This window comes from Pseudomonas sp. GW456-L13 (assembly GCF_017350115.1).
Lineage (GTDB): Bacteria > Pseudomonadota > Gammaproteobacteria > Pseudomonadales > Pseudomonadaceae > Aquipseudomonas > Aquipseudomonas jessenii.
The window spans coordinates 1624907-1639243 of the sequence record NZ_JACNAS010000001.1 but is presented as its reverse complement, the minus strand read 5'-3'; the positions used below and the strand labels follow the sequence as shown (position 1 = coordinate 1639243).

The window sequence follows — 14337 nt, the reverse complement described above, 5'->3', positions numbered from 1 at the left end:
CCAAGCGAGAGAGCACGATGCCCCAAGCCGCCCAGATGTCTCCTGTCCTTGACGCTTCGGGACAACCGTCGTCCGTAGAGCTGGCGAGCCGGCTTGGCCTTGAGCAGGCATTTGCGCTGTTCAACCAGATGTCCAGTCAGTTGACCGATTCCTACAGCATGCTTGAAGCCCGGGTAACCGAGCTCAAGGGTGAATTGGCAGTGGTCAGTGCTCAGCGCATGCAGGAGCTGGCGGAAAAAGAACGCCTGGCCAACCGCCTGCAAAACCTCCTTGATCTCTTGCCCGGCGGCGTCATCGTCATTGACGCCCAGGGCATCGTGCGCGAAGCCAATCCGGCGGCGTGCGAGTTGCTGGGGTTGCCGCTGGAAGGTGAATTGTGGCGCCACGTCATTGCCCGCTGTTTTGCGCCGCGCGAAGACGATGGTCATGAAGTCTCCCTCAAGGATGGTCGGCGCCTGTCGATCGCCACGCGCTCGCTGGACGCCGAGCCTGGCCAGTTGGTGTTGCTCAACGACCTGACTGAAACCCGTCACCTGCAGGATCAACTGGCCCGTCATGAGCGGCTGTCGTCGTTGGGGCGCATGGTCGCTTCGTTGGCTCATCAGATACGCACGCCGTTGTCCGCCGCGTTGCTGTATGCCAGTCATTTGACCGAGCAAGAGCTGCCGGTCGCTACCCAGCAGCGCTTTGCCGGGCGCCTCAAGGAGCGCCTGCACGAGCTGGAGCACCAGGTGCGCGACATGCTGGTTTTCGCCCGGGGCGAGTTGCCGCTGACCGATCGCGTGACGCCCGCTCAGTTGATGCAATCGTTGCAAGCGGCGGCACTGACCCACGTACAGGATCTGCCGATCCGCTGGCAGTGCGACAGTCATTCGGGGGAGTTGCTGTGCAATCGCGACACCCTGGTCGGTGCGATCCTCAATCTGATCGAGAATGCCATTCAGTCCAGTGCCGGTCCATTGCGCCTCAAGATTCACCTCTATACCCGTGGCAATTACCTGCGCCTGTGCGTCAGCGACAGTGGCTCCGGTATCGATGCCGCCGTTCTGGCGCGATTGGGCGAACCCTTTTTTACCACCAAGGCCACTGGTACAGGTCTTGGCCTGACCGTGGTCAAGGCAGTGGCACGTGCTCATCAGGGACAATTGCAGTTGCGCTCGCAACTCGGTCGCGGCACTTGCGCGCAGGTTATCCTGCCGTTGTTCAGCAGCGCTCAAGGAGCGGAGTGACACAGATGGGTATCAAGGTTCTGCTGGTCGAGGACGACCGCGCGTTGCGCGAGGCGCTGGCCGATACGCTATTGCTCGCGGGGCACGATTACAAGGCGGTGGGTTCGGCAGAGGAGGCGTTGCTTGCCGTCGGCGGCGAGGCCTTCAGCCTGGTGATCAGCGACGTCAACATGCCGGGTATGGACGGCCACCAGTTGCTGGGCCTGTTGCGAGCGCGGCAGCCGCAATTGCCGGTGTTGCTGATGACGGCTCACGGCGCGGTCGAGCGTGCGGTCGATGCGATGCGCCAAGGTGCGGTGGACTATCTGGTCAAACCTTTCGAGCCCAAGGCGTTGCTCGATCTGGTGGGGCGTCATGCCCTGGGCAGTCTCGGCCTGGCTGAGGGTGAAGGGCCGATAGCATTCGAGCCGGCGAGCGCGCAGTTGCTCGAATTGGCAGCGCGGGTCGCACGCAGCGATTCCACGGTGTTGATCTCGGGTGAGTCGGGCACGGGCAAGGAAGTGCTGGCGCGCTACATTCATCAGCATTCTCATCGCGCCAATCAGCCATTCATTGCGATCAACTGTGCGGCGATCCCGGACAACATGCTCGAAGCGACCTTGTTCGGGCACGAGAAGGGCTCCTTCACCGGTGCCATTGCCGCGCAAGCCGGCAAGTTCGAGCAGGCCGACGGCGGCACCATTCTGCTCGACGAAATTTCCGAAATGCCCCTGGGGCTCCAGGCCAAATTGCTGCGCGTACTGCAAGAACGTGAGGTCGAAAGGGTTGGGGCGCGCAAGCCGATCACACTGGACATTCGCGTGGTTGCCACCACCAATCGCGACCTGGCGGGTGAAGTGGCAGCGGGGCGCTTCCGTGAAGATCTTTACTATCGCCTGTCGGTGTTTCCCCTGGCCTGGCGTCCGTTGCGCGAGCGTACCGCCGACATCCTGCCGCTGGCCGAGCGTCTGCTGGCCAGGCACGTCAATAAAATGAAGCATTCACCGGCCAGATTGTCCCTCGAGGCCCAGGCGTGCCTGATCGCTTATCCGTGGCCGGGTAACGTGCGTGAGCTGGACAACGCGATTCAGCGTGCGTTGATTCTGCAGCAGGGTGGCTTGATCCAGCCGCAGGATTTCTGCCTGGCCGGGCCGGTGGCTTGCGCGCCGCTGCCTGCATTGGCGCAGGCGCCGGTGCGTCCTGTGGAGGTCCAGCCCGAGTCGGCCGGTGCGCTGGGTGATGATCTGCGTCGCCGAGAGTTCCAGATGATCATCGATACCCTGCGCGCCGAACGCGGTCGTCGCAAAGAGGCGGCCGAGCGCCTGGGTATCAGCCCGCGGACCCTGCGCTACAAGCTGGCGCAAATGCGCGATGCCGGCATGGATGTGGAAGCCTATCTGTTCGCCACATGATCCTGTTCCTGTAGGGGCGAGCTCTGCTCGCGATGGTCGTTAACGATAATGCGGGGCGTCAGGATAAATGCGGCGTTCTTTAGTTCATCGCGAGCAAGCTCGCTCCTACAGCGGCTAGCGGCGATGAGAAGGGCTTTTGTGAAACAAGGCCATGGAGCTGGCACCCTTGTTGCTAACACCTCATGACCCGCCGAGTGAGTGTCAAAAAATTGCGGGTCGTCAAAGAGAGAAACCATGAGCCAAGGTATTGAATTCAATCGGTTGATGCTGGATATGCGCGCCATGCAAATGGATGCCATGTCTGCGCCGAAATCGACTGCCGTTCCTGAAGTGTCGGGCAGCAGCTTTTCCGACATGCTCGGTCAGGCCGTCAATAAAGTGAACGACACCCAACAGGCTTCCACGCAGTTGGCCAGTGCGTTCGAAATCGGCAAAAGCGGCGTCGATCTTACAGACGTGATGATCTCATCGCAGAAAGCCAGCGTGTCCTTCCAGGCATTGACCCAGGTGCGCAACAAACTGGTTCAGGCCTACCAAGACATCATGCAGATGCCGGTTTAAAGGACGAGATTGAGTCATGGCAGAAGCAGTCGCCGATAACGTTCCGGCCAAGGCCACTCCAATAGACGGCAAACCGCCGCTGTTCGGGTTGTCTTTCCTGGAAAACCTCTCCGAGATGACCATGTTGCGTCAGGTGGGCCTGTTGGTCGGCCTGGCGGCGAGCGTGGCGATTGGTTTTGCCGTGGTGTTGTGGTCCCAGCAACCGGACTACCGGCCTCTGTACGGCAGCCTTGCCGGCATGGACGCCAAGCAGGTCATGGATACCCTGGCCTCCGCCGATATCCCGTACACCGTCGAACCCAATTCCGGTGCCTTGCTGGTCAAGGCCGATGACCTGTCCCGAGCGCGGCTCAAGCTCGCGGCCGCTGGTGTCACTCCCAGCGACGGCAACATCGGTTTTGAAATCCTCGACAAGGAGCAGGGGCTTGGCACCAGTCAGTTCATGGAAGCGACCCGCTACCGTCGCGGCCTCGAAGGCGAACTGGCCCGCACCATTTCCAGCCTGAACAACGTCAAGGGCGCCCGCGTACACCTGGCGATCCCGAAAAGTTCGGTGTTCGTGCGCGACGAACGCAAGCCAAGCGCTTCTGTTCTGGTTGAACTCTATTCCGGTCGCTCCCTCGAGCCTGGCCAGGTCGTGGCTATCATCAATCTGGTAGCGACCAGCGTTCCCGAGCTCAGCAAGTCGCAGATCACCGTGGTCGACCAGAAGGGCAACCTGCTCTCCGATCAGGCGGAAAACTCCGAATTGACCATGGCTGGCAAGCAGTTCGACTACAGCCGTCGCATGGAAAGCATGCTCACTCAGCGCGTGCACAACATCCTGCAGCCGGTGCTGGGCAACGACCGTTACAAGGCCGAAGTCTCGGCCGACGTGGACTTCAGTGCGGTCGAATCGACTTCCGAGCAATTCAACCCGGATCAACCGGCGTTGCGCAGCGAGCAGTCGGTCAACGAACAACGTACCGCCAGCAATGGCCCGCAAGGCGTGCCGGGTGCCTTGAGCAACCAGCCTCCAGCGCCGGCCTCCGCGCCGCAAACCACCGGCGGCACTCCGGGTGCAGCCGGCATGGTGCAGCCGGGCCAACCGCTGGTTGATGCCAATGGCCAGCAAATCATGGACCCGGCCACCGGTCAGCCGATGCTCGCTCCGTACCCGGCGGACAAGCGTCAACAATCGACCAAGAACTTCGAACTCGACCGATCCATCAGCCACACCAAGCAGCAGCAGGGCCGGTTGAATCGCCTGTCGGTGTCGGTGGTGGTCGATGATCAGGTCAAGATCAATCCGGCCAGCGGCGAAACCACCCGTGCGCCATGGAGCGCCGATGAATTGGCGCGCTTCACTCGCCTGGTTCAGGACGCGGTCGGCTTCGATGCCAGCCGTGGTGACAGCGTCAGTGTGATCAACATGCCGTTCTCCGCCGAGCGCGGTGAAGCGATTGCCGAAATTCCGTTCTACTCCCAGCCGTGGTTCTGGGACATCGTCAAGCAAGTGCTGGGTGTGCTGTTCATTCTGGTGCTGGTATTCGGTGTGCTGCGTCCGGTGCTCAACAATATTACCGGTGGTGGCAAGGGCAAGCAGTTGGCCGGTATCGGCAGCGACGTCGAGTTGGGTGGCATGGGCGGTCTGGATGGCGAACTGGCCAACGACCGTGTCAGCCTCGGTGGCCCGACCAGCATCCTGTTGCCGAGCCCGAGCGAAGGCTATGACGCTCAGTTGAACGCAATCAAGAGTCTGGTGGCAGAAGACCCGGGTCGTGTGGCCCAGGTCGTGAAAGAGTGGATTAACGCAGATGAGTGATAACCGAGCCGTTGCCGCCAAACTGTCCAAGGTCGACAAAGCCGCAATCCTGTTGCTGTCCCTGGGGTCCACCGACGCTGCCCAGGTGCTGCGCCACATGGGCCCCAAAGAGGTTCAGCGCGTGGGTGTGGCCATGGCCCAGATGGGTAATGTGCACCGCGAGCAGGTCGAACAGGTGATGAGCGAGTTCGTCGATATCGTCGGCGACCAGACCAGCCTGGGCGTCGGCTCCGACGACTATGTGCGCAAGATGCTCACCCAGGCTCTTGGCGAAGACAAGGCCAACGGCCTGATCGACCGTATCCTGCTCGGTGGCAACACCAGCGGCCTCGACAGCCTGAAGTGGATGGAGCCGCGCGCCGTCGCCGACGTGATCCGTTATGAACACCCGCAGATCCAGGCGATCGTGGTGGCGTATCTCGATCCGGACCAGGCCGGTGAAGTGCTCGGCAACTTCGACCACAAGGTGCGGCTCGACATCATCCTGCGGGTCTCTTCGCTGAACACCGTACAGCCAGCGGCCCTGAAAGAGCTCAACCAGATTCTCGAGAAGCAGTTCTCCGGCAACTCGAATGCCTCGCGCACTACCCTGGGTGGCATCAAACGCGCGGCGGACATCATGAACTTCCTCGACAGCTCGATCGAAGGCCAGCTCATGGACTCGATCCGCGAAGTCGACGAAGACCTGTCCGGTCAGATCGAAGACCTCATGTTCGTGTTCAACAACCTGGCCGATGTCGACGACCGTGGGATTCAGGCGCTGCTGCGCGAGGTGTCCTCCGATGTGCTGGTGCTGGCCCTCAAAGGGTCGGACGAAGGCGTCAAGGAGAAGATCTTCAAGAACATGTCCAAGCGTGCCGCCGAACTGTTGCGCGACGACCTGGAAGCCAAGGGCCCGGTGCGCGTCAGCGACGTGGAAACCGCGCAGAAGGAAATCCTCACCATCGCCCGCCGTATGGCCGAAGCCGGGGAAATCGTTCTCGGCGGCAAGGGCGGCGAGGAAATGATCTAACACCATGGTCAAGAATGATGATGCACCCACTGACCTGATCCGGGCCAGGGATGTCAGTGGTTTCGATACCTGGGCACTGCCCAGTTTCGACCCGCCGGAACCCGAGCCGGAACCTGAGCCTGAACCCGAACCGCCGGAAATGGAGGAAGTGCCGCTGGAGGAAGTCCAGCCACTGACCCTCGAAGAGCTCGAAAGCATTCGCCAGGAAGCCTATAACGAAGGCTTCGCGGTGGGTGAGAAGGAAGGTTTCCACAGCACCACGCTCAAGGTCCGTCAGGAAGCCGAGGTGGCCCTGACCGCCAAAATTGCGGCGTTGGAGCAACTGATGACGCACCTGTTCGAGCCCATTGCCGAACAGGACACCGAGATTGAAAAGTCCCTGGTCGACCTCGTGCAGCACATCACCAGACAGGTGATTCAGCGCGAACTGGCCATCGACTCGACGCAGATCGAACACGTCATGCGCGAGGCGCTCAAGCTCTTGCCGCTGGGCGTGGGCAATGTGCGGCTGTACATCAATCCGCAGGATTTCGAACAGGTCAAAGCCCTGCGCGAACGTCATGAAGAAACCTGGCGCATCGTCGAGGACGAAGCGTTGTTGCCTGGCGGTTGCCGGGTCGAGACAGAACACAGCCGCATCGACGCCACGGTCGAAACCCGTGTCGCGCGGGTGATGGACAAGCTGTTCGATCAGTTGCACGAGCAGGCCTTGCACCCGGCCGCGCCGGACCTGAGCCTGGAACTGCCGATCGAAAGTAAGCCTGCGGTCGCACCGGCTCAGGATGTTCCCGATGCGCCTTGAACGCACCAGTTTCGCCAAGCGCCTGGGCAGCTATGCCGAGGCCACGGGACTGGAGGGCGCACCGATCCTCGAAGGCCGCTTGCTGCGCATGGTCGGCCTGACCCTTGAAGCCGAAGGCCTGCGCGCCGCCATGGGCAGCCGCTGCATGGTCATCAACGACGACAGCTATCACCCGATGCAGGTCGAAGCCGAGGTGATGGGCTTCTCCGGCAGTAAAGTCTTCCTGATGCCAGTCGGCAGTGTCGCCGGCATCGCGCCCGGTGCCCGAGTGGTGCCCTTGGCCGATACCGGTCGCCTGCCCATGGGCATGAGCATGCTCGGGCGGGTGCTGGATGGCGCCGGTCGTGCGCTGGACGGCAAGGGCGGGATGAAGGCCGAAGACTGGGTGCCAATGGACGGCCCGACCATCAACCCGCTCAAGCGCGAACCGATCAGCGAACCGCTGGACGTGGGCATCCGTTGCATCAATGGCATGTTGACGGTCGGCCGCGGCCAGCGGCTCGGCCTGTTCGCCGGTACCGGTGTCGGTAAATCCGTGCTGTTGGGGATGATGACGCGCTTTACCGAGGCCGACATTATCGTCGTCGGGCTGATCGGTGAGCGGGGGCGTGAAGTTAAAGAATTCATCGAGCACATCCTCGGTGAAGAAGGGCTCAAGCGTTCGGTAGTGGTGGCGTCCCCGGCGGACGATGCGCCGCTGATGCGACTGCGCGCCGCCATGTACTGCACGCGCATCGCCGAATATTTCCGCGACAAGGGCAAGAACGTCCTGTTGCTCATGGATTCGCTGACCCGTTTCGCCCAGGCCCAGCGGGAAATCGCCTTGGCCATCGGCGAGCCGCCGGCGACCAAAGGCTATCCGCCGTCGGTATTCGCCAAGCTGCCGAAGCTGGTGGAGCGGGCCGGTAATGCCGAGAAGGGCGGTGGTTCGATCACCGCGTTCTACACCGTGCTGTCCGAAGGCGATGACCAGCAGGACCCGATTGCCGACTCGGCGCGGGGCGTGCTCGACGGGCACATCGTGCTGTCTCGGCGACTGGCCGAGGAAGGGCATTACCCGGCCATTGATATCGAGGCATCCATCAGCCGGGTGATGCCGGCGGTGGTGTCGCCGGAGCACATGATGCGAGCACAGTATTTCAAGCAATTGTGGTCGCGCTATCAGCAGAGTCGCGACCTGATCAGCGTCGGCGCCTACGTCGCTGGCGGCGACCGCGAGACCGACCTGGCGATTTCCTTGCAGCCGCAGCTGGTCAAATACCTGCGCCAGGGGCTCAACGACAGCATCAGCCTGGGCGAAAGCGAAGCTTACCTCGCGTCGATCTTCGCGCCCGCGGCGGGCGGCTAACCGGCCATGGCCCAGACTCGGGCAGGGCGCCTGGCCCCCGTGGTGGAAATGGCCGAAAAGGCCGAGAAAACCGCAGTCCAGCGCCTGGGGCACTTTCAGGGGCAAGTGCGTTTGGCCGAAAGCAAACTCGCCGACCTCGAAGCCTTCCGTCTCGATTATCAGGAGCAATGGATCGTGCGGGGCAGCGGCGGCGTCTCGGGCCAATGGTTGCTGGGCTATCAGGGCTTTCTCGCGCAACTGGGCACGGCCATCGACCAGCAGCGGCAAAGCCTGGCTTGGCATCAGAACAACCTGAACAAGGCCCGGGACACCTGGCAGCAGGCGTTTGCCCGGGTCGAAGGCTTGCGCAAGCTGGTTCAGCGCTATGCCGATGAGGCGCGGGCGCTTGAGGACCGGCGCGAACAAAAACTGTTGGATGAATTGTCCCAACGCCTGCCACGGCAGGATCACCTGTAGGAGCGAACTCGCTCGCGATGAACCTGTGAGCGCACGGGGGTGTCAGGTTTACAGCGATAACGATTCGACAGTCACCACAACCTACCGCCTTGCTCCAACCTCTACCAAATGCTAAACCTTGTGCAAGCGGGTTTACCAATGACAAGGAAGCCATGAAATGTCAGTCGTTACAGAACTCTCTCCGGATGGGCAAAAACTGACGATATCGGTCAAGGGACGATTCGATTTCGCCAAGCATCAGGAGTTTCGTCAGTCCTACGAAGATAAACAGCCATCGGCGGTTGTGGTCGACCTGAAAGACGCCACTTACCTCGACAGCTCGGCACTGGGCATGCTGCTTCTGCTGCGTGATCACGCCGGTGGCGACGACTCCGATGTCCGCGTCGTCAACAGCAGTACCGACGTGCGCAAGATCCTCGCCATCTCCAACTTCGACAAGCTGTTCGACATCAGTTGATTGCCATGCAGCCACTGGAGCCGCTGACGATCCTGATTGCCGAGGATAGCGCCGCCGATCGCCTGCTGTTGTCGAGCATTCTGCGCCGCCAGGGGCACGAAGTGCTGACGGCGGCCAACGGTGCCGAAGCGGTCGAGGTGTTTCGCCAGCAATCACCGCACCTGGTGTTGATGGATGCGCTGATGCCGGTGATGGACGGCTTCGAGGCGGCCCGGCAGATCAAGGCTCTGGCCGGGGAAACCCTGGTGCCGATCATCTTCCTCACGTCGTTGTCCGAAAGCGAAGCCCTGGCCCGTTGCCTGGAAGTCGGCGGTGACGACTTTCTGGCCAAGCCCTACAACCAGGTGATTCTCGCTGCCAAGATCAAGGCGATGGATCGCTTGCGGCGCTTGCAGGACACCGTGCTGCAACAGCGTGACCAGATCGCCCGGCACCACGACTACCTGCTCAACGAACAGCGTGTGGCCAAGGCCGTTTTCGACAAGGTGGCGCACTCCGGCTGCCTGAATGCCGCTCCGAATATCCGTTATCTGCAATCGCCCTATGCGCTGTTCAACGGCGACCTGTTGCTGGCCGCATTCACCCCGGCCGGAGACATGCACGTGCTGCTGGGCGATTTCACCGGCCACGGTTTGCCAGCGGCAGTGGGTGCGATGCCCTTGGCCGAGGTCTTCTACGGCATGACCGCCAAGGGCTATGGCCTGGCGGAAATCCTGCGCGAGATGAATGCCAAGCTCAAGCGCATCCTGCCGGTGGACATGTTCTGCTGTGCCACGTTGCTGTGCCTGAGTTTTCAGCGTCGTTCGGTGGAAGTCTGGAATGGCGGCATGCCGGACGGTTACCTGCATCGCGTTGCCAGTGGCGAGCGAACGCCTCTGCCGGCGCGGAACCTGCCTTTGGGTGTGCTGAGCCCGGAATCCTTCGATGAGCGTACCGACGTGTATCCCATGGCCCTCGGGGATCGGGTGTTTCTACTGTCCGATGGGGTGATCGATACCTGCGACGCCAATGATCAACTGTTTGGCGCGCAGCGATTGCAGCAGGTGTTTGCCGCCAATCGGCATCCGGATGCGCTGTTCGAAGAGATCGAGCAGGCGCTGCGTCATTTCGGCGGTGAAGCGCGTGACGATGTCAGTATGGTCGAAGTCAGCCTGCTGGAGTCGACGCAAATCACTCCGCCGGCGTTGGTCTACTCCGACAGCGGCCAGTCCTGCCCGCTGGACTGGTCGGTAAGTTTCGAGTTTCGCGCCGCCACGCTCAAACGCTTCAATCCGTTACCCTATCTGTTGCAGTTGTTGCTTGAGGTCCATGGTCTTCGGGCTCAGAGCGGTGCGCTCTACAGCGTGCTGGCGGAGCTCTACTCCAATGCGCTGGAGCATGGCGTGCTGGGGCTGGATTCGAGTCTCAAGCGCGATGCCTCGGGTTTTGCGCGATATTATCAAGAGCGCAATACCCGGCTGGACGAGCTACTGGATGGCTATGTACGGTTGCATTTGCAGGTGACGCCAACGGACGATGGCGGTTGCCTGACCATTCACATTGAAGACAGCGGCAAGGGTTTCGATGTCGAACGGGTGATCGCAAGACCTTTGGAAGACGTCCGCCTGTCGGGGCGTGGGGTCAGTCTGATCCGCCAGTTGGGGCGTAATGCCCGCTGGACCGACAATGGTCGAAGTGCACGCGTGGAGTTTATCTGGGAGGCTCTGGCATAATCCGCGCATTCTTGATCAAGGAGTGAGCAAGTGGACGACACACATGTGGATCGCGACGTGCTGAGCGCATTGCAGGAAGTGATGGAAGAGGGCTATCCGGATCTGCTGGTTGTCTTTCTTGCAGACTCCGAAGAGCGCCTGAAAGTCTTGAGAACAGCCGACAGTGCCGCACGGCTCGTTGAAACCGCCCATAGCTTCAAGGGCAGCAGCAGCAATATGGGCGCCTTCCGGCTGACAGAGCTCTGCCGTCAACTTGAACAGCAGGCCAAAGATTTGCCATGGGCCGCCGTTCAGGAGTTGGTCGGCGAAATCGACCGCGAATTCGCCGATATCCGGCCTCTGTACGAAGCTGAACGACAGCGTTGCCCGGCGAAAATCTGAGCACACGCTGCATTTGGTCCTATTCGAGTGAAACTGGCTCGACTTTTGCAGTAAACTCATCCAACTGTACTTACGAGCCCCGTGCAGCGGAGACCGTTTCATGCCCGTTACCCCCGATATTCTGTTTCAGGCCTCCAGACAGGCCAAGACTCAAGCTGGCTCCGCCAATCCTCCGGCGCAGACCTCTGAGCCCGGGGGCAAGGCCGCAAGCTTCGCTGATGTCTACGCCGATCAGGCGCAAAGCAAGCCCACTGCGTTGGCGGATGCGTCGCTCAAGCCGGGTCGCGACAAAACCAGCGATGTTGCCGGAACCAAAGACGCTGGTGACGACAAGTCTGCCGCCGAGGAACCGGTGGTTGCCGATGGCGGCAAATCCTTGCCTGCCAAGAGTTCGGTGCCGGCTGGCGACAAGGTCGCTGGCGATGATGCGTCAGATGCCGACCCGGCTCCGGTCGTTGACGCCGCACTGCTGGATCCGGCGCTTGATCCTACATTGCAATCCATCGTATCGGCACCGGTAGCCCCCGCCGTGGTCGACACCGTGCAACCTGTCGTTGATGCGCCGGTTGCCGCTACGGCAACGGCTACGGCTGTACTCGCTCCAGCGCTGGCCACTGCCGAGGGCGATTTCGATCCCTCGACCGATCCGCTCGACGCATTGCCGGCGGTGCGCCTGGCGATGGAGCAGGGCGGTCACGTATCGGCGTCCAGCCAGGCGCAGCCCAAGGCTGCACCGACACAGGCGCAAGCCCAGGCTGACGCAGAGCTGACGCCAGAGCAAAATTTTGCCGCCGGCATGGCGACCCTGTTGGATGTTAAGGGTGACAAGAGCGACACCAGCCCGGGTGAAGACAAGGCTTTCAGCGGCTTGATCGATGACGGCCTGAAGGATCTCAAGTCCGCCAGCAGCGACACCCGTGTCGATGATTTCGCCAACCGTCTGGCAGCGCTGACCCAGGCGGCCACACCGAAGACAGCCAATGCCTTGCCGGTGAACCAGCCGATCGCCATGCACCAGAGCGGGTGGACCGAAGAGGTGGTGAACCGGGTCATGTACCTGTCCAGCGCCAATCTCAAGGCGGCGGACATCCAGTTGCAGCCCGCAGAGCTCGGGCGTCTGGACATTCGGGTGAACATGGTTCCCGATCAACAGACCCAGGTCACGTTCATGAGTGCGCATCCGGGCGTCCGTGAGGCGCTGGATGGGCAGGTCCATCGCTTGCGCGACATGTTCGCGCAGCAGGGCATGGGGCAGGTCGATGTCAACGTTTCGGACCAGTCCCGTGGTTCGCAGCAGGGGCAGGAACAAGCCCGGCAAGGTCAGAGCGGGCGGACCAGTGCCAGCGGCGGTCGCCTCGATTCAATGGATGATGACATCACCCCAAGCGTCGCTGAAGCGGCGGTCAATACCACCAGCGTGATCGGCTCCAGCGCGGTCGATTACTACGCCTGACCAAACGAACACCTAACCCTGTGGGAGCGAGCTTGCTCGCGATAGCGGTGTAACAGTCGATGAAAATGTTGACTGTTAAAATGCCATCGCGAGCAAGCTCGCTCCCACAGTGGCTTCGTGGTGATCTTCCGATCGAAGCCGGTCCGCCCAGCTCTTCCCGATACTTCTGGCATAACACTTGCTCTTGCCTTGCCGTGCGACTGTGAAAACCCGAATAGTGACGGATTATTGGCATGGCGAAGAGCGACGCAGCAGTAAAAGACCCCGCAACCAAAGGCAAACTCAAGCTGATTATCGTGATCGTGCTGGCCCTGCTGCTGGCGATCGGTGTGTCCGTGGGGGCGACCTGGTACTTCATGCACAGCGCTCAGAGCAAGCCTGCCGCCGTAGTGGAACAAACCGCTCCTGTCGGCAAGCAGCCAGCGATTTTCGAGGCGATGGCGCCGGCTTTCGTGGCCAACTTCAACCAGAACGGTCGCCAGCGCTACATGCAAGTGAGCATCACCATGCTCGCGCGCAACCAGGCGGATCTGGAGGCGCTCAAGGTCCACATGCCGGTGATCCGCAATAACCTGGTGATGCTGTTCTCCGGGCAGGACTTCGCGACCCTCGCCTCGCCGGTCGGCCAGGAAATGCTGCGGCAGAAAGCTACCGCCAGTGTCCAGGAAGTGGCGCAGAAAGAGCTCGGTAAAGTGGTGATCGAACAGTTGCTTTTCACTAATTTCGTACTGCAGTAGGAACACGACATGGCCGTGCAGGACCTGCTGTCCCAGGATGAGATCGACGCGCTGTTGCATGGCGTCGACGATGGTCTGGTACAGACCGAAAACGCTGCCGAACCCGGCAGCGTCAAAAGCTATGACCTGACCAGCCAGGATCGCATCGTCCGTGGACGCATGCCGACCCTGGAAATGATCAACGAGCGTTTCGCCCGCTACACACGCATCAGCATGTTCAACATGCTGCGTCGCTCGGCGGACGTGGCGGTCGGCGGCGTGCAGGTGATGAAGTTCGGCGAATACGTGCACTCGCTGTACGTGCCGACCAGTCTCAACCTGGTCAAGATCAAACCCCTGCGCGGCACCGCGCTGTTCATCCTCGACGCCAAACTGGTGTTCAAGCTGGTGGACAACTTCTTCGGCGGCGACGGCCGCCACGCCAAGATCGAAGGGCGTGAATTCACGCCGACCGAACTGCGTGTGGTACGCATGGTGCTGGAGCAGGCGTTCGTCGATTTGAAGGAAGCCTGGCAGGCGATCATGGAAGTCAACTTCGAGTACATCAACTCGGAAGTGAACCCGGCCATGGCCAACATCGTCGGCCCGAGCGAGGCCATTGTGGTGTCGACCTTCCACATCGAACTCGATGGCGGTGGCGGCGACCTGCACGTGACCATGCCGTACTCGATGATCGAGCCAGTGCGCGAAATGCTCGACGCCGGCTTCCAGTCGGACCTCGACGATCAGGACGAGCGCTGGGTCAACGCCCTGCGCCAGGACGTGCTGGACGTCGACGTGCCGATCGGTGCGACGGTGGCTCGTCGTCAGTTGCGCCTGCGCGACATCCTGCACATGCAGCCGGGGGATGTGATCCCGGTCGACATGCCGGAAGAAATGATCATGCGCGCCAACGGCGTGCCGGCCTTCAAGGTCAAGATGGGCTCGCACAAGGGCAATCTGGCGTTGCAAGTGATCGAGCCGATCGAGCGCCGTTGACCGGCGCTCGTACCCA

General features: G+C 61.4%; 14 protein-coding genes. All 14 read left to right on the top strand.

Annotated elements, in window-relative coordinates:
• Positions 1-35 precede the first annotated feature (35 nt).
• The 14 genes from J4D25_RS07450 to fliM all read left to right on the top strand — a co-directional run bounded on the left by J4D25_RS07450 (position 36) and on the right by fliM (position 14321).
• Positions 36-1229 (top strand): PAS domain-containing sensor histidine kinase, encoded by a 1194-nt coding sequence (locus tag J4D25_RS07450; protein ID WP_198530269.1) that lies wholly within the window; start codon positions 36-38, stop codon positions 1227-1229.
• A 5-nt stretch (positions 1230-1234) separates the two neighbouring features.
• On the top strand, positions 1235-2620 hold the full coding sequence (locus J4D25_RS07445) for a sigma-54 dependent transcriptional regulator (protein WP_057715890.1): 1386 nt from the start codon (positions 1235-1237) through the stop codon (positions 2618-2620).
• Between the two features lie 234 nt (positions 2621-2854).
• On the top strand, positions 2855-3181 hold the full coding sequence (gene fliE, locus J4D25_RS07440; RefSeq protein ID WP_057715889.1) for a flagellar hook-basal body complex protein FliE: 327 nt from the start codon (positions 2855-2857) through the stop codon (positions 3179-3181).
• Positions 3182-3197: 16 nt separating this feature from the next.
• Positions 3198-4985 carry a flagellar basal-body MS-ring/collar protein FliF gene (gene fliF, locus J4D25_RS07435; RefSeq protein ID WP_057715888.1) on the top strand — a complete coding sequence of 596 codons (1788 nt, stop codon included), beginning with the start codon at positions 3198-3200 and terminating at the stop codon, positions 4983-4985.
• Positions 4978-5997 carry a flagellar motor switch protein FliG gene (fliG, locus tag J4D25_RS07430; protein ID WP_007983391.1) on the top strand — a complete coding sequence of 340 codons (1020 nt, stop codon included), beginning with the start codon at positions 4978-4980 and terminating at the stop codon, positions 5995-5997. The genes fliF and fliG overlap by 8 nt, the downstream gene beginning before the upstream one ends.
• 4 nt (positions 5998-6001) lie before the next feature.
• Positions 6002-6799 (top strand): flagellar assembly protein FliH, encoded by a 798-nt coding sequence (fliH, locus tag J4D25_RS07425; RefSeq protein ID WP_057715887.1) that lies wholly within the window; start codon positions 6002-6004, stop codon positions 6797-6799.
• A complete protein-coding gene (gene fliI, locus J4D25_RS07420) occupies positions 6789-8147 on the top strand; it encodes a flagellar protein export ATPase FliI (protein WP_057715886.1) in 1359 nt (452 codons plus the stop codon). The genes fliH and fliI overlap by 11 nt, the downstream gene beginning before the upstream one ends.
• A gap of 6 nt (positions 8148-8153) precedes the next feature.
• Positions 8154-8603, top strand: a complete 450-nt coding sequence (gene fliJ / locus J4D25_RS07415; RefSeq protein WP_057715885.1) for a flagellar export protein FliJ — start codon at positions 8154-8156, stop codon at positions 8601-8603.
• Between the two features lie 157 nt (positions 8604-8760).
• Positions 8761-9060, top strand: a complete 300-nt coding sequence (locus J4D25_RS07410; protein ID WP_057715884.1) for an STAS domain-containing protein — start codon at positions 8761-8763, stop codon at positions 9058-9060.
• A 5-nt stretch (positions 9061-9065) separates the two neighbouring features.
• Positions 9066-10772, top strand: coding sequence for a fused response regulator/phosphatase (locus tag J4D25_RS07405; protein ID WP_057715883.1), 1707 nt, complete (start codon positions 9066-9068; stop codon positions 10770-10772).
• Between the two features lie 30 nt (positions 10773-10802).
• On the top strand, positions 10803-11153 hold the full coding sequence (locus J4D25_RS07400) for an Hpt domain-containing protein (RefSeq protein ID WP_057715882.1): 351 nt from the start codon (positions 10803-10805) through the stop codon (positions 11151-11153).
• 100 nt (positions 11154-11253) lie between these two features.
• Positions 11254-12606 carry a flagellar hook-length control protein FliK gene (locus J4D25_RS07395; RefSeq protein ID WP_057715881.1) on the top strand — a complete coding sequence of 451 codons (1353 nt, stop codon included), beginning with the start codon at positions 11254-11256 and terminating at the stop codon, positions 12604-12606.
• A 233-nt stretch (positions 12607-12839) separates the two neighbouring features.
• On the top strand, positions 12840-13343 hold the full coding sequence (fliL, locus tag J4D25_RS07390) for a flagellar basal body-associated protein FliL (RefSeq protein ID WP_057715880.1): 504 nt from the start codon (positions 12840-12842) through the stop codon (positions 13341-13343).
• A gap of 9 nt (positions 13344-13352) precedes the next feature.
• Complete coding sequence (gene fliM / locus J4D25_RS07385; RefSeq protein WP_015096242.1) at positions 13353-14321, top strand: flagellar motor switch protein FliM; 969 nt, start codon at positions 13353-13355, stop codon at positions 14319-14321.
• The last annotated feature ends 16 nt before the right edge of the window (positions 14322-14337 follow it).

Bases quoted from the DNA above. Each gene is read 5' to 3' on its own strand.
- J4D25_RS07450 (WP_198530269.1), top strand. From the start codon at position 36: ATGTCTCCTGTCCTTGACGCTTCGGGACAACCGTCGTCCGTAGAGCTG.
- J4D25_RS07445 (WP_057715890.1), top strand. From the start codon at position 1,235: ATGGGTATCAAGGTTCTGCTGGTCGAGGACGACCGCGCGTTGCGCGAG.
- fliE (WP_057715889.1), top strand. From the start codon at position 2,855: ATGAGCCAAGGTATTGAATTCAATCGGTTGATGCTGGATATGCGCGCC.
- fliF (WP_057715888.1), top strand. From the start codon at position 3,198: ATGGCAGAAGCAGTCGCCGATAACGTTCCGGCCAAGGCCACTCCAATA.
- fliG (WP_007983391.1), top strand. From the start codon at position 4,978: ATGAGTGATAACCGAGCCGTTGCCGCCAAACTGTCCAAGGTCGACAAA.
- fliH (WP_057715887.1), top strand. From the start codon at position 6,002: ATGGTCAAGAATGATGATGCACCCACTGACCTGATCCGGGCCAGGGAT.
- fliI (WP_057715886.1), top strand. From the start codon at position 6,789: ATGCGCCTTGAACGCACCAGTTTCGCCAAGCGCCTGGGCAGCTATGCC.
- fliJ (WP_057715885.1), top strand. From the start codon at position 8,154: ATGGCCCAGACTCGGGCAGGGCGCCTGGCCCCCGTGGTGGAAATGGCC.
- J4D25_RS07410 (WP_057715884.1), top strand. From the start codon at position 8,761: ATGTCAGTCGTTACAGAACTCTCTCCGGATGGGCAAAAACTGACGATA.
- J4D25_RS07405 (WP_057715883.1), top strand. From the start codon at position 9,066: ATGCAGCCACTGGAGCCGCTGACGATCCTGATTGCCGAGGATAGCGCC.
- J4D25_RS07395 (WP_057715881.1), top strand. From the start codon at position 11,254: ATGCCCGTTACCCCCGATATTCTGTTTCAGGCCTCCAGACAGGCCAAG.
- fliL (WP_057715880.1), top strand. From the start codon at position 12,840: ATGGCGAAGAGCGACGCAGCAGTAAAAGACCCCGCAACCAAAGGCAAA.
- fliM (WP_015096242.1), top strand. From the start codon at position 13,353: ATGGCCGTGCAGGACCTGCTGTCCCAGGATGAGATCGACGCGCTGTTG.